This window comes from Kitasatospora putterlickiae (assembly GCF_039527695.1).
Taxonomy (GTDB): domain Bacteria; phylum Actinomycetota; class Actinomycetes; order Streptomycetales; family Streptomycetaceae; genus Kitasatospora; species Kitasatospora putterlickiae.
Genome location: NZ_BAAAKJ010000235.1, coordinates 424 through 13895, shown reverse-complemented (window position 1 = coordinate 13895; position 13472 = coordinate 424). Strand labels below are relative to the sequence as shown.

Annotated in this window: 20 protein-coding genes; 9 read left to right on the top strand and 11 right to left on the bottom strand. The window is 74.3% G+C overall.

Features of this window, described 5'->3' with window-relative positions:
* Window positions 1-46 precede the first annotated feature (46 nt).
* Window positions 47-985 carry a HEAT repeat domain-containing protein gene (locus ABD308_RS23495; protein ID WP_344338277.1) on the top strand — a complete coding sequence of 313 codons (939 nt, stop codon included), beginning with the start codon at window positions 47-49 and terminating at the stop codon, window positions 983-985.
* A 9-nt stretch (window positions 986-994) separates the two neighbouring features.
* A complete protein-coding gene (locus tag ABD308_RS23490) occupies window positions 995-1471 on the top strand; it encodes an HIT family protein (RefSeq protein WP_344338276.1) in 477 nt (158 codons plus the stop codon).
* Between the two features lie 12 nt (window positions 1472-1483).
* Here ABD308_RS23490 and ABD308_RS23485 read toward each other — a convergent pair whose 3' ends face one another.
* Together ABD308_RS23485 and ABD308_RS23480 are read right to left on the bottom strand one after the other, a co-directional pair.
* Entirely contained in the window at window positions 1484-1741 is a 258-nt protein-coding gene (locus ABD308_RS23485) for a hypothetical protein (protein ID WP_344338275.1), read from the bottom strand.
* Window positions 1738-2088, bottom strand: a complete 351-nt coding sequence (locus ABD308_RS23480) for a hypothetical protein (RefSeq protein ID WP_344338272.1) — start codon at window positions 2086-2088, stop codon at window positions 1738-1740. The genes ABD308_RS23485 and ABD308_RS23480 overlap by 4 nt, the downstream gene beginning before the upstream one ends.
* 171 nt (window positions 2089-2259) lie before the next feature.
* On the opposite strand from ABD308_RS23480, the gene ABD308_RS23475 reads away from it, so the two are divergent.
* On the top strand, window positions 2260-2883 hold the full coding sequence (locus tag ABD308_RS23475) for a DJ-1/PfpI family protein (protein ID WP_344338269.1): 624 nt from the start codon (window positions 2260-2262) through the stop codon (window positions 2881-2883).
* A gap of 12 nt (window positions 2884-2895) precedes the next feature.
* Here ABD308_RS23475 and ABD308_RS23470 read toward each other — a convergent pair whose 3' ends face one another.
* From ABD308_RS23470 to ABD308_RS23455, 4 genes are all read right to left on the bottom strand, one after another.
* Complete coding sequence (locus tag ABD308_RS23470) at window positions 2896-3063, bottom strand: hypothetical protein (RefSeq protein ID WP_344338267.1); 168 nt, start codon at window positions 3061-3063, stop codon at window positions 2896-2898.
* 27 nt (window positions 3064-3090) lie between these two features.
* Window positions 3091-3558 (bottom strand): Rossmann-fold NAD(P)-binding domain-containing protein, encoded by a 468-nt coding sequence (locus ABD308_RS23465; RefSeq protein WP_344338264.1) that lies wholly within the window; start codon window positions 3556-3558, stop codon window positions 3091-3093.
* A gap of 82 nt (window positions 3559-3640) precedes the next feature.
* Window positions 3641-4396 (bottom strand): alpha/beta fold hydrolase, encoded by a 756-nt coding sequence (locus ABD308_RS23460; RefSeq protein WP_344338262.1) that lies wholly within the window; start codon window positions 4394-4396, stop codon window positions 3641-3643.
* 7 nt (window positions 4397-4403) lie between these two features.
* Window positions 4404-4940: a GNAT family N-acetyltransferase gene (locus ABD308_RS23455; protein ID WP_344338260.1), complete on the bottom strand. Its 537-nt coding sequence runs from the start codon at window positions 4938-4940 to the stop codon at window positions 4404-4406.
* A gap of 53 nt (window positions 4941-4993) precedes the next feature.
* Between ABD308_RS23455 and ABD308_RS23450 the strand changes: the two genes are divergently transcribed.
* Complete coding sequence (locus ABD308_RS23450) at window positions 4994-5521, top strand: 2'-5' RNA ligase family protein (RefSeq protein ID WP_344338258.1); 528 nt, start codon at window positions 4994-4996, stop codon at window positions 5519-5521.
* Window positions 5518-5892 carry a VOC family protein gene (locus ABD308_RS23445; RefSeq protein WP_344338256.1) on the top strand — a complete coding sequence of 125 codons (375 nt, stop codon included), beginning with the start codon at window positions 5518-5520 and terminating at the stop codon, window positions 5890-5892. Before ABD308_RS23450 ends, ABD308_RS23445 begins: the two co-directional genes overlap by 4 nt.
* A gap of 32 nt (window positions 5893-5924) precedes the next feature.
* Here the strand turns inward: ABD308_RS23445 and ABD308_RS23440 are convergent, their stop codons facing one another.
* The 5 genes from ABD308_RS23440 to ABD308_RS23420 all read right to left on the bottom strand — a co-directional run bounded on the left by ABD308_RS23440 (window position 5925) and on the right by ABD308_RS23420 (window position 9867).
* Entirely contained in the window at window positions 5925-6911 is a 987-nt protein-coding gene (locus tag ABD308_RS23440) for an ABC transporter permease (RefSeq protein ID WP_344338254.1), read from the bottom strand.
* Window positions 6908-7789, bottom strand: coding sequence for an ABC transporter ATP-binding protein (locus tag ABD308_RS23435; RefSeq protein WP_344338253.1), 882 nt, complete (start codon window positions 7787-7789; stop codon window positions 6908-6910). The genes ABD308_RS23440 and ABD308_RS23435 overlap by 4 nt, the downstream gene beginning before the upstream one ends.
* A 30-nt stretch (window positions 7790-7819) precedes the next feature.
* Complete coding sequence (locus ABD308_RS23430) at window positions 7820-8221, bottom strand: GntR family transcriptional regulator (protein ID WP_344338251.1); 402 nt, start codon at window positions 8219-8221, stop codon at window positions 7820-7822.
* Between the two features lie 97 nt (window positions 8222-8318).
* On the bottom strand, window positions 8319-9035 hold the full coding sequence (locus ABD308_RS23425) for an MOSC domain-containing protein (RefSeq protein ID WP_344338250.1): 717 nt from the start codon (window positions 9033-9035) through the stop codon (window positions 8319-8321).
* Window positions 9036-9126: 91 nt separating this feature from the next.
* Window positions 9127-9867 carry a cyclase family protein gene (locus ABD308_RS23420; protein WP_344338249.1) on the bottom strand — a complete coding sequence of 247 codons (741 nt, stop codon included), beginning with the start codon at window positions 9865-9867 and terminating at the stop codon, window positions 9127-9129.
* A gap of 67 nt (window positions 9868-9934) precedes the next feature.
* Between ABD308_RS23420 and ABD308_RS23415 the strand changes: the two genes are divergently transcribed.
* The 4 genes from ABD308_RS23415 (at window position 9935) to mqnE (ending at window position 13430) form a co-directional block, all read left to right on the top strand.
* Complete coding sequence (locus tag ABD308_RS23415; protein ID WP_344338247.1) at window positions 9935-10600, top strand: UbiX family flavin prenyltransferase; 666 nt, start codon at window positions 9935-9937, stop codon at window positions 10598-10600.
* A 129-nt stretch (window positions 10601-10729) separates the two neighbouring features.
* Window positions 10730-11191 (top strand): Lrp/AsnC family transcriptional regulator, encoded by a 462-nt coding sequence (locus tag ABD308_RS23410; RefSeq protein WP_344338245.1) that lies wholly within the window; start codon window positions 10730-10732, stop codon window positions 11189-11191.
* Between the two features lie 21 nt (window positions 11192-11212).
* Entirely contained in the window at window positions 11213-12175 is a 963-nt protein-coding gene (locus ABD308_RS23405) for a threonine ammonia-lyase (protein ID WP_344338243.1), read from the top strand.
* A gap of 91 nt (window positions 12176-12266) precedes the next feature.
* Window positions 12267-13430 (top strand): aminofutalosine synthase MqnE, encoded by a 1164-nt coding sequence (gene mqnE / locus ABD308_RS23400; RefSeq protein WP_344338242.1) that lies wholly within the window; start codon window positions 12267-12269, stop codon window positions 13428-13430.
* Window positions 13431-13472: the final 42 nt, after the last annotated feature.

Here is a 13472-nt window from a genome sequence, read left to right as displayed (position 1 = left end):
GTCAAAACGCCGTGTGCGGGCGGCGGGCGTGCGCCAGACTGGCCGGATGGTGATGAACACGGCGGCGGCGCTCGCCCACGGCACGGAGTCGCTGCGCTCGGCGGAGCCGGCCGAACGGGCGGCGGGCTGCGACCTGCTGGGCGCGGCGGCCGACCGCGACGAGACGGTCCAGGACGACGCGGCGACCGCACTGCTCGCCCTCGCCGAGCGGGAGCGGGACGGGCGCGTCCTGGCCCGCCTGGCGGAGGCCCTCGGACGGACCCGGGACGGGCGGGCGGTGCCCGTCCTGGTCGCCCTGGCCGGTCACCCCGACGCCGAGGTGCGCGGGCAGGTGGCAGCCGCCCTCTGGCCCGCGGAGGTGCTCACCGGCCCACCGGACGCCCCCGGCGTCCGTGCGCTCATCGGCCTGACCCGGGACCCGGACCCGGAGGTCCGCGACGCGGCGACGTTCACGCTCGGGTTCCAGTGCGAGGCCGACGGCCCGGACGTGCGGGCGGCCCTGTGGGAGCGGACCTTCGACGACCACCTGGACGCCCGCGAGGAGGGCGTCCGCGGCCTGGCCCGGCGGCGCGACCCGAGGGCCCTGCCGCTGCTGGTCGAACTGCTGGCGGACCCGGACGGCGCGGCCGTCCTCACCTTCCACGCGGCGGAGATCCTGGGCGCCCCCGAACTGCTGCCGCTGCTGGAGGACTACGACCCGGACGACCCCGGGGTGGCCGACGCCGTCGCCGCCTGCGACCCGGCCCGGCGGGCCCGGCTGGACGACGCGGCCTGGGCCCTGGTGTGCGCGGTGCAGCGGCTGCGCCCGGATCTCGCGCCCGCGGTCTGGGCGACCCGCTGCGAACCCGGCCTGACCCTCGGCGTCCACGGCGACCCGGACGCACCCGGCTACGACGTCGCGGCGCTGCTGGCCCGCGCGAACGGCGACCCGGCCCGCGCGGCCGACCTGGTCGAATCCGACCACCCGGTGATCATCCGGTCCTAGCATCGGCCCATGACCGACACCACCGCCTGGAAGTCCGACCGCGTCGGCAGCGCCCTGCGCGGCGAGAACCCCACCGTCCTCCGGCGGCTGACCGCCGGCTTCGCGGTGATGGGGGACGTGCAGTTCCTGCCCGGCTACACGGTCCTGCTCACAGACGAACCGGGCGTCGAACGGCTCACCGACCTGCCGCGAGCGCGCCGGCTGGCGTACCTGGCGGACCTCGACCGCCTCGGCGAGGCCGTCGAACGCGCTTGCCGGGCGGCCGATCCGGCCTTCCGGCGGGTCAATCTGGAGATCCTCGGCAACACCGACCCGATGCTGCACGTCCACGTCTGGCCCCGCTACGACTGGGAACCCGCGGACCTCGTCCGCCGGCCCGTCTGGCTCTACCCCGGCACCCACTGGACCGCCCCGACCCACCCCCTCGCCCCCGCCCACGCCCCCCTCCGCGCCGCCATCGGCACGGAGCTGGACGCGTTGGGATGAGCGGTGGTCCGGTCAGCCCGGCGGTGCGGTCACCTGGCAGACGACGACGAGCCGGAGACGGGGGACGACGTAGTACGTCATGAGCCCGCCCGCGACATCGAGGTAGCGCATCGGCTCCCCGCTCCCGTGATAGCCACTGCCATCGAGGTGGAGGGCCTCGGCGGCACGGACCAACTCGGCCGCCTTCTCCTCGACCACGGCGAGGAAGGGCGCCGGGGCGCCGCCGGTCACGCGTTCCTGGCTGGGAAGGTACTCCCAGCTCCAGGTCACCCGGTCACCGCCGCGTACGCCGTGCGGTAGATCTCGGCCACCAGGGAGGCGTTGCGGCGACACTCGGCGACGGTGGCCGCGTGGTTGGCCAGGTAGTTCGCCCGGTGGTAGGCCTCGGCGCGCTCCGGTACCCGTTCGATCTCGATCGTGGCGGCCCAATGGTCCACGAACGCCCTGATCGGCTGGACGCTGGCGGCATCGATGGCCTCGGCCATCGCCAGGGTCTGCCCGTTGACCATCTCCGGGAGCCGGTCCGCCGCCACGACCGCCAGCGCGGCCTTGAGCGCGGCCGGGTTCTTCTCCGGGCGGGGGATGAGCTCGGTACGGTCGGGAACGGGCTGACTCATGATGGCACTCCTCTCCTACGGGAGCGAGGCTACTCGCTCCGGCGCGGTGAGCCGCCATCGGCGCGGAGTCGGATGCGCTGGGGGAAAGGCCGGTGGTGCAGACCACTCGTTCTCGTGAATCCGCTGACCGGGGGCGGGACGGGCGGCCGGCGCGCGCCTACGCTGCGGGGCATGGACATCGTCATCCCGCTCTTCGACGACTTCGAGCCGCTCGACGCGATCGGCCCGTACCAGATGCTCGGTCATCTCCCGGGCGCCACCGTGCGGTTCGTGGCGGTGGGGGAGCGGGGGGCGGTCGCCGACGGCATCGGGGGGCTGCGGCTGGACGTGCCCGCCCGGTACGCGGAGGTCGAGGGGTGCGACGTGCTGCTCGTCCCGGGCGGGCGCGGCACCCGGCGGCTGCTGGCCGACGACGCCCTGCTCGACTGGCTGCGCCGGGTGCACGGGACCACCCGGTTCACCGCCTCCGTGTGCACCGGCGCGCTGCTGCTCGGGGCCGCCGGGCTGCTCGACGGGCTCGACGCCACCACGCACTGGGCGGCGGCGGGCGAACTGGCCGCGTACGGCGCCGCGTTCACCCCCGAGCGGGTGGTGCGCCGGGGCCGGATCGTCACGGCGGCCGGCGTCTCCGCCGGCATCGACATGGCGCTCCACCTCGCCGCCCTGCTGACCGACGAGACCACCGCCCGGGCGATCCAGCTGCACGCCGAGTACGACCCCGTGCCGCCCTTCGACAGCGGCAGTTGGGCGAAGGCCTCGCCCGTGGTCCGGGAGCGGATCAAGGACCTCCGGTAGCGCCCGGGCGGCTCAGCGGAAGTGCCCGGCGTGCTCGACCGCCCACTCCCGCAGCGTCCGCGCCGGACGGCCGGTGACCGTCCGGACGGTGTCGGACACCGGCTCCGGGTGGTCGATCCGGGCCGCGAGGAAGTCGAGCGCGCCGTCGACGACCCGGAGCGGCCAGCCGCCCGCCGGCATCCGGCGGCGGGCCTCGGGGCGCGGCAGCTACTCCCAGCGGACCGGCCGGCTGATGGCCTCGCCGATGATCCGCACCTGTTCCGCCCGGGTCGGCGAGGCCGGGCCGGTGAGGTCGTAGCGGGCGCCGTCGTGGCCGGGCCCGGTGAGCGCCTGGACGGCGACGGCGGCGATGTCCCGCTCGTCGGCCAGCGTCGTCCCGGCCCCGCCGGCGAAGCCCCGGACGGTGCCCGACGCGCGGATCTCGGCCGCCCAGCGCAGCGTGTTCGCCATGAACCCGTGTGGACGGAGGAAGGTGTACGGCACGCCCGACCGGGCGATCGCGGCCTCCAGTCCGGCGTCCGGGCGCCCGGGTGACACCGGTCCGTGCCCGGGGACGTCCCGGACGGCGGCGGAGGACAGGAACACCACCCCGGCGCCCGCCCCGGTCAGGGCCGCCACCGCCGCCGTGGCGCCGTCCGCCACCGCGAACGGCCACACCAGGAAGACCGCTTCCACACCGCGCGCGGCTGGGAGTTCGGCCTGCCGCCCGGCCGCTACCGCCGCACGGCCGTCCGGCGGTAGCGGTCCGCGCTCCTCGCTACGCGTGCAGGAAGGACTCCAGCGCGGTGGCCAGGGCGACCGGCGTCTCGTGCATCGGGTAGTGGCCGCTGGCGGGCAGCTGCTCCACCTCGGCGTTGGGGTAGTGCGCCAGGAAGGTGGCGCGCATCGCGTCGGCGGTCAGCAGGAGGTCGTGCTCGCCCACGAACACCCGGACCGGCACCGGGTTCCCGGCGATCCGGTCGACCAGGTCGGCGGTGGTCCAGTCGCGTACGTAGCCGCCGAAGGCCTCGCGGGTGGACAGCTCCAGCGAGCGGTCCACCATCCGGTCGAGCCAGACCCGGCCGGCCCGCCGGCCGGTCACCTGGTCCAGGATCCCGTACCGCTTCGCCCGGTCCTCGGCCGCGCCGTAGAACAGCTCCTCCCCGGCGGCGTCCATCGGGTAGGGCCCGGCCGGAACGGGTGCCAGCCCGGCCAGCCGCCGCACCCGGTGCGGCGCCTGGGCGAGCACCTGCTGGACGGCCTTGCCGCCCATCGAGTGCCCGACCAGCGAGAAGTCCCGCCAGCCGAGCTGGTCGGCCAGCGCGAGCGCGTCGTCCGCGATCTCGGCCAGCGTGTAGGCGCCGGCCACGTCCTTGCGCTCGCCGTAGCCCCGGTAGTCGAGGAACGCGTAGGAGAAGGCGGAGCCGTCCAGGTAGTCCGGGAACGGGCCCCAGCCGGCGCTGGTGCCGAACCAGTCGTGCAGCACCAGGACCTTGTGGGCGCCGGTGCCGACCAAGCGGTGAGGGATCGTCATGCCCGGCTTACTGCCCGATGGCGGCGGCCGCCGAAACCCCGGCCCGGAGCGCGCGCCGGTACGCCAGGCCCGGCCGCCCGTCGACGGTCACCGCGCCGGCCTCGGTGAAGCCGGTGCGGGCGAGCACCGCCCGGGAGGCGGCGTTGTCGACCGTGGTCACGGCGGTCAGCGTGCCCAGCCCGTACTGCTCGGCCGCCAGCCGGCACACCCGCTCGACCGCCGCCCGCGCCACGCCCCGTCCGGCGGCCGACTCGCCGACCCGGTACCCGAGTTCGGCGCTGCCGCCCGCGGCGTCCACCAGGTTGACCCGCCCGACGATCCGCCCCGCGCCGTCCAGCACCAGGTGGAAGTGGCAGGACCCGTCGGCCTGTTCGGCGAGCAGCGCCTGGTGCCGCTCGGCGAACCCGGCCGCCGTGAAGTACGCGTCCCCGCGGTCCGGCACCGACCGGGCGAACCACTCCCGGTTCTCCCGCTCGAACGCCAGCAGCGCCGCCGCGTGCTCGTCCGCCAGCCGCTCCAGCCGGATACCGCCCGCTGTGATCATCCGCCCATCGTCAGATCCTGCGGCGACCGCTGTCCAGCGTGGAGAATGCCGGTATGACGCAGACGGGCGAGAGCGCACTGGTCCTCCCGGTGCCGGAGGCGGAGGCCGTCGTCGGGCCCTGGCGCGAGCGGTACGACCCGTCGGCGCGGCTCGGCGTGCCCGCCCACGTGACGGTGCTGTACCCGTTCCTGCCGGCCCACCGGCTGGACGCCGGGGTGCTCGGCGACCTCGGTGAACTCCTCGCCGCCCAGGGCGCGTTCGACCTCGCCTTCACCCACTGCGGGGACTTCCCCGGCGTCCACTACCTCGCCCCGTCGGCCGGGGCCGCCGCGCGGCTGAACGCGCTCACGGCCGCCGTCGCCGCCCGCTGGCCGGAGCACCCGCCCTACGGCGGCCGGTTCGCGGAGGTGGTCCCGCACCTGACGGTGGCCTACCACGACGACCCCGGACCCGTCGCCGCCGGCCTCGCCCCGCACCTGCCGCTCACCGCCCGCGCCGAGGCCGTCCGGCTGCTGGTGTTCGACGGCGCCCGGTGGGTCCGGCGCGCCGACTTCCCGCTCTCCCCGAAGGAACCCCGATGATCGGTGAACTGCAGTGCGTCGTCCTCGACTGTCCGGACCCGGCCGCGCTGGCCCGGTTCTACGCCGGGCTGCTCGGCGGCGAGGTGGACCGCCCGGACCCGCGCTGGTCGCTCGGCGAGGACTGGTCCACCCTGCACACCCCCACCGGCCAGGTGCTCTGCTTCCAGCGCGTCGCCGACCACCGCCCGCCCCGCTGGGGCGAACCGGCGAGCCCCCAGCAGGCCCACCTGGACATCGACGTCCCCGACCTCACCACCGCCGAGCCCGCCGTCCTCGCCCTCGGCGCCACCCTCCTCCACGACGCCGGCTCCTGGCGCGTCTACGCCGACCCCGCCGGCCACCCCCTCTGCCTCATCCCCGCCCGCCACTGAGCGTTCGGGGACGCGGGGCCCGGCGCCGGGCCTCAGGAGATGCGGCGGACGCGGCGGATGGCGAGGGTGATCAGCAGGGCGGTCAGGGCGAGGAAGATCCCGGTCTCGATGGCCTGGAAGGTCCAGAACCGGTCGGCCGGCTGGTACTCCAGCCAGTTGCTGTAAGGGCCGGGGCCGTAGCCGTCCCGGTCGATGCCGGCCAGGCACTGGGCGACGCCTTCGCCGCCGCCACCGCAGCTGATCCGGGCGTCGGGGATGACGATGGCGCCGGTGCCGTTGCGGACGCCCTCCTGGTAGACCCACGAGCCGGCGAAGCGGTTGGCCATCTCCGTACCGTCGACCGCGTAGGCGAGCGTCTTGGCCGGCATGAAGGAGGGGCGGGCGAGCAGTTCGACGAGGGCCCGGACCGTGATGAACGCGACGAGCGAGACGCCCATCGCGGGCAGCACCCGGCGGCTGAGCGTGCCGGCCAGGATGCCGAGCGCGACCGCGAACAGCGTGTACCCGATCGGCGCGAGGCCCTGGACGTCGAAGACCAGGACGCGGAAGCGGCCGAGGCCGTTGGCGGCGAGCGGCCCGAGCCACCAGGCGGCGCCGAGCGCGTAGCCGACGGACAGCACCAGCGCGACCGCCCCGACCAGGCCGAACTTGGTGAGGATCCAGCGCCGGCGGCTGATGCCCTGGGTCCAGACCAGCCGGTGGGTGCCGTTCTCGACCTCCCGGGCGACCAGCGGGGCGCCGAGGAAGATTCCGGCCAGGACCGGCAGCAGGACGAGCAGGATGGCCAGGTAGGCGGTCGATTCGTACTTGCTCTTGAAGCGCTGGCTCAGCGCCTCGCAGCCGCCGCCGTCGACGAGTTCGGCGTGGCCGAGTGCCCGCAGGCAGGCGCCGAGGCCGGAGTCCTCGAAGGACGAACGCATGGCCAGCCCGGTGGGCACCAGGACGGCGGCGAGCACGACGAGCGCCACGGTCGTCCACAGGGCCTGCCTGCGGTGCTGGCGCCAGGTCAGCCAGATCACGCCGCCACCTCCGCGGGGGAGTGGGTGCCCAGGTGGGCGAGCACGAGGTCCTCCAGGGTGATCTCGTGCACGGCCCAGTGGCTCTCGTCCACCGGCCCGTCGGTGCGCACCAGCAGCGTGGACTGCCGTTCGGTGTGGCTGGCCCGGATCACCGAGGCCACGCCGGGGACGGCGGCGCCGTCGGGCAGCCGGGGGCCGATCAGCCGGCGGTGCCCGGCGAGCAACTCCTCGACCGGGCCGGCGAGCTGGACGCGGGAGGTGTGCAGCAGCACCAGGTGGTCACAGACCCTTTCGAGGTCGGCGAGCAGGTGGGAGGAGAGCAGGACGGTGGTTCCGTACTCGCCGACGGCGCCCATCAGGGCCTGCATGAACTCGTGCCGGGCGAGCGGGTCCAGCGCCGCCACCGGCTCGTCGAGCAGCAGCAGCCGGGGACGCTTGGCGAGCGCCAGCGCGAGTGCGACCTGGGCGCGCTGGCCGCCGGAGAGCCTGCCGACGGGTTTGTCGGACGGGATGCCGAGCCGGCCCAGCCGGTCGCGGGCGATGGCGGCGTCCCAGCCGCGGCGGTTGAGCCGTCCGCCCATGGTGATCAGCTCGGTGGCGGTGAAGTCGGGGTAGAGCGGGGTGTCCTGGGCGACGAAGCCGAGGTCGGCCAGGGCGGCGCGGTCGTGGCGGGGATCGCGTCCGAAGACGCGGGCCCACCCGGTGTCGGGCTGGAGCAGGCCGACGGCGAGGTGGAGCAGGGTGGACTTGCCGGCGCCGTTGGGGCCGACCAGGGCGGCGATCCGTCCGGCGGGCAGTTCCAGCGAGCAGTCCCGCAGGGCCCAGGAGCGCCCGTAGCGCTTCCCCAACCCCTCGGTTCGCAGAGCGACTTCCGTCATGTGTTTCCCCCAAGATGACTGTTGGACCGGTCAGGTCCCGCTGGCGGGCGGCCGGTCGGGCGTGGCGCGCAGGGTGGTGTCGACGAGCGCGGCGATGTCCTCGCGGGCGAGTCCGGCGGCCTGCGCCTTTCCCAGCCAGGCCACCAACTCCTCGCGCAGCGCAGCCTGGTGGGCCAGCGAGGGGCCGGCCAGGGTGCGGACGAGGAAGGTCCCCACTCCGGGTCGGCCCTCGGCGAGTCCCTCCAGTTCCAGCTCCCGGTAGGCCTTGAGCACGGTGTTGGGGTTGATCGCCAGGGCCTGGGCCACGTCCCGCACCTTGGGCAGCCGGTCCCCCGGTTGCGCCAGTCCGACCCGCAGCGCCTGCTTCACCTGTAGGACCAGCTGCATGTACGTGGCCACGCGTGAGCGGCCGTCGAGCACGAACTCGATCACCAGTTGTTCTCCTGTCTTAGGACAGTAAGACAGGATAGGCGCGCGTCAGTCAAGTGATGAAGGGACAAGCGGAACTGACGGTGGCTCGGGCCGGGGATCAGGTCAGTGTCAGGGTGTCCCCGACCGCGAGCCGGCCGGGGGTGGCGACCTCGGCGAGGGCGTCCAGCCGGCCGTCGTGGAACTGGACGAGGGCCTTGAGGATCTCCGGGGCGTGCGGCAGTCCGGGCTGGGCGGCGGTGGTCATCACGCAGCGCTCGCTGGAGCGGACGAAGGCGAGCCGGGCGCCGGAGCGCGCGGAGCCGTGCGCCTGGTGCCCGAACCAGGCGTCCTCGGTGAACGGCGGGGTGCCCGGCGGGGTGCGCAGCAGGATGTTCGGGCGGAACCGGCGGACGTCCACCACGGCGGACGGTGCGGCGTCGGCGACCCAGTCCAGGGTGGCGGTGGTGAGCACGCTGACCGGGAGCTGGTCGAAGTGCGAGACGGCGTCCTCGCGGGCCAGCTCGACGTCGTCGCGCTGCAGGTAGGCGCGGAGGAAGGCGGTCGGGTCGATGACCGGCCGGCCGAGCGGGTCGAACAGCTCGGGGCCGTCGAGCCGGTGGCCGAGCCGGGCGGAGAGGCGGAGCAGGCCGTCCATCCGGCGGAACCGGCGGGTGTTCTTGCCGGAGCCGAGCCTGCCGTTGCCGTCGCGCACGGCGTAGAGGCGGTCGCCCGCGAGCCCGCGGTCGTCCACCTCGACGGAGTCGAGCCGCTCACCGCCGGTGGACTTCACGGGGTAGCGCCAGAGCTGCTCGATGACTCCGATGATCTCTGCCATGGCCGGAAAGCGTAGCGCCGCCCGCCAATGATGGTCTAGACCAAGTCGCCTGGCCCGGCCAGGTGTTCGAACCGGGCCGGGGCGCGGCCGCTCATCCGAGCCTGGCGACCGCCCGCACCGGGGCCCCGTCGGCCGCCACCAGTCGCAGTGGGAAGAGCGACACCTCGACCGGCCGGCCCGCCTCCTGGGCCGTCAGCAGCGGCCGCAGATCGGTCAGGTTCTCCGCGATCACCCCGCCGCCCGGCGCCCCGAGCAGCACCCGGTGCGCGGCCAGCGTCGGCTCCTCGGCGGCCGGCTGGTCGTGCTCGTCGGTGAGGTCGGCGAGCAGCGCGGCCACCGCCGGGTCGCCCGGGCCCAGGGCGGGCGTCGGGTCCACGCTGAGCGCGTCCACCCCGACCGTGCGCACCCCGGCGGCGACGATCGCCTCGGCGGCCCGCGCGGTCAGGCTCGGGTGGGCGAGGTAGGCGTCGGTGCCCCAGTGCCGGGCCCAGCCGGTGGCGAGCAGCAGCACGGTGCCCTCGCCGGCCCGCTCCAGCGCGGGCGCGAGCAGCTCGGGGGTGATCGCGGCGCGCGGCTCCAGGCCGCGCAGGTCGGCGACGACCGCCGAGCCGGTGAACCGCTCCAGCGGCAGGCCGTCCAGCGTCGGCCAGGTGACGTCGACGTGGTACGGCGCGTCCACGTGGGTGCCGGACTGCGAGCCGAGGTGCAGGGCGAGCACGTTCACCCCGGCGGTGGCGGTGGTGAGGGCGGGCTCCAGGAGGACGGCCGGATCGCCGGGGTAGACCGGCATCGCGGTGGTCACCTGGTGGGTGAGGTCGACGAGGGTGGCCATGCCGCCCATCCTCCCAGGGCGGGCCGGGGCGGGAGGAGGGGTGGAGTGGAGATAGAAAGTAGGCACTATGGAAAAGCCTGAGCAGCCAGTCCGCCGTCCCTGGGTCGTGGGGGTGTCCGGCGCGTCCGGCACCCCGTACGCCGCCGCGGTGATCCGCGCCCTCCTCGCCGCGGGCGAGTCGGTCGACCTGGTGGTCAGCCGCGCGGCCCGGCTGACGATCCTCGACGAGACCGGCATCGCCTTCCGGGACGCGCACTGGCGCGCCGACCTCGCCGAATGGCTGGGAGCCGGGGTGGACGGCCTGGACGACGTCAGGTACTGGCCGGCGGGGGACTTCGCGGCGGGCCCGTCCAGCGGCTCGTACCCCGCGAAGGGGATGCTGGTGGTGCCCGCGACCACCGGCGCGGTGGCCGGGATCGCGCTCGGCCTCAGCAAGGACCTGCTCCAGCGGACGGCCAGCGTCACCCTCAAGGAGCGGCGGCCGCTGGTCGTCTGCGTCCGCGAGACACCACTCAACGGGGTGACGTTGAAGCACTTGGTGGAACTGGACGCGCAGGGCGCGGTCGTGCTCCCCGCCTCGCCCGGGTTCTACGCGGGCGGCTCCACCGTCGCCGAGCTGGTCGGATTCGTCGCCGGACGGGTCCTGGACGCCGTCGGAGTACCGCACGCGCTGTACCGCCGGTGGGAGGGCGAGCTGGGCGCGGCGGCCCGCGCGACCGAACGGTCGACCTGAGGGGGAGTGAGGGACCGCAGGACGGGAGAGTATGTTCTCTGCGATATCCGGGTTGGTCCGAGCACGGCGCCTTTGAATCCGGATAATGATCTGTGGGTCTGGTGAGGTTCGGAAGGACGCGGACGGTATATGGACACGGTGGACAGACAGCTCATCCAGGCGCTCCGGGAGAACGGCCGCGCGTCCTACGCAGAGCTGGGCCGGCTGGTCGGCCTCTCCGGCCCGAGCGTCACGGACCGCATCAACCGCCTGGAGCAGGCCGGTGTCATCACCGGCTACCGGGCGACGGTCAACCCGGCCTCGCTCGGTTTCGGGGTCACGGCCCTGATCGGCCTCCAGTTGACCGACGCGGCGGACCACGAGGACGTCGCGTTCCGGCTGAAGGACCTCGGCGAGGTCGAGGACTGCTGGTTCATCGCCGGTGACGACTCGTACATGCTCAAGGTCCGGGTGCCGGACGTCGAGGGCCTGGAGTCCGTGGTGAAGCGGATCTCGGGCACCAAGGGCGTGGCCCGCACCCGGACGACCGTCGTACTCTCCACCAAGTGGGAGAGCCGGGTCAGCGAGCTGCCGCTGACCGAGGGCGAGTAGCGCACGGCGGAAGAGACGGTCATGGCACTGGTCGGTCTGGAGGAACTGCGCGCGGCCCGGGAGCGGGTCGCGGGCGTCGCGGTGCGCACCCCGCTGGTTCCCGCCCCCTGGGCGGAGGACGGCGGGCGCCGGCTCTGGCTCAAGCCGGAGAACCTCCAGCCGACCGGGGCGTTCAAGGTCCGGGGCGCGTACAACCGGCTCGCCGCGCTGAGCGACGACGAACGCGCCCGCGGCGTGGTCGCCCAGTCCAGCGGCAACCACGCGCAGGCGGTGGCGTACGCCGGGCGGCTGCTCGGGATCAAGGCCGTGATCGTGATGCCGGACACCTCGCCCGCGGTCAAGGTTGAGGCCACCCGGTCGTTCGGCGCCGAGGTGCTGCTGGTGTCGCCGGAGGAGCGGGACACCGTGCCCGCCGAGCTGGCCGAGCGGCACGGTTACGTCTGGGTGCCGCCGTACGACGACCCGTTCATCATCGCGGGCCAGGGCACGGTCGGCCTGGAGATCGCCGAGGACGCCCCGGCGGAGCTGGACACCGTGCTCGTCCCGGTCAGCGGCGGCGGGCTGATCGGCGGTACCGCGGCCGCGCTCAAACTGACCCGCCCGGGCGTGCGGGTGGTCGGCGTCGAGCCCGAGCTGGCCGCCGACGCGCAGGCCGGCCTGCGGGCCGGCCGACGGGTCGCCTGGCCGGTCGCCGACACCTACCGGACGATCGCCGACGGCCTGCGCACGCCGTCCGTGGGCGTGCTGCCGTACGAGCACCTCACCGCCTACGTGGACGACATCGTCACCGTCACCGAGGACGAGATCCGCGCCACGGTGGCCCTGCTGGCCCGGCGCGGGCGGATCGTCGCCGAGCCGTCCGGCGCGGTCGCCCCGGCGGCCTACTTCCACCGGGCCGCCGGGCTCGGCGGGCGGGCCGTGGCGGCCGTGGTGAGCGGCGGCAACATCGAGCCGGCGCTGCTGGCGGAGCTGCTCGCCGGCTGACCCGCGCGGGGCGGCTGCCCGCGAACCGCCCCGGGCGGGGGCGTACGCTCGTTCCGGCAAGGATTCGAAGTCGGAGGAGGCGGGGCACCGCATGGACGCAGGGCTCAAGCGCGAGCTGGAGGCGAAGGTCTACGCGGGGGAGCGGCTGACCCGGGAGGACGGGATCGCGCTCTACGAGAGTGACGACCTGGCCTGGCTGGGCGGCCTCGCCCACCACGTGCGGACGCGGAAGAACGGTGACGTCGTCCACTTCAACGTCAACCGCCACCTCAACATGACCAACGTGTGCAGCGCGTCCTGCGCGTACTGCTCGTTCCAGCGCAAGCCGGGCGAGAAGGACGCCTACACGATGCGCATCGAGGAGGCCGTCCGGCTCGCCAAGGCGATGGAGGTCGACTCCCTCACCGAGCTGCACATCGTCAACGGCCTGCACCCGACCCTGCCGTGGCGCTACTACCCGCGCTCGCTGCGGGAGCTGAAGGCCGCGCTGCCGAACGTCTCGCTGAAGGCCTTCACCGCCACCGAGATCCACTGGTTCGAGCGGATCAGCGGCCTGCCCGCCGACGAGATCCTCGACGAGCTGATCGACGCCGGCCTGGAGTCGCTGACCGGCGGCGGCGCGGAGATCTTCGACTGGGAGGTCCGCCAGCACATCGTCGACCACGACACCCACTGGGAGGACTGGTCGCGGATCCACCGGCTCGCCCACAGCAAGGGCCTCAAGACGCCGGCCACCATGCTCTACGGCCACATCGAGGAGCCCCGTCACCGGGTGGACCACGTGCTGCGGCTGCGCGAGCTGCAGGACGAGACCGGGGGCTTCCAGGTCTTCATCCCGCTGCGCTACCAGCACGACTTCCACGACTCCAAGGACGGCGTGGTGCGCAACAAGCTGATGGCGCGCACCGAGATGGCCACCGGCGCCGAGGCGCTGAAGACCTTCGCGGTCTCCCGGCTGCTGTTCGACAACGTGCCGCACGTCAAGGTCTTCTGGGTGATGCACGGCGTCACCACCGCCCAGCTGGCGCTCAGCCACGGCGCGGACGACATGGACGGCTCGGTGGTCGAGTACAAGATCACCCACGACGCGGACAACTTCGGCACCCCGAACAAGCTGAGCCGCGAGGACCTGCTCGACCTGATCCGGGACGCCGGCTTCCGCCCGGTGGAGCGCAACACCCGCTACGAGGTCATCCGCGAGTACGACGGCCCCGACCTGGGCCGTCGCGAGTCGCCGCAGGCGATGCGCCTCTGACCGGGGCTCCGGTTTCCCGGCCGCCGTCCGGACCTTCGCGGT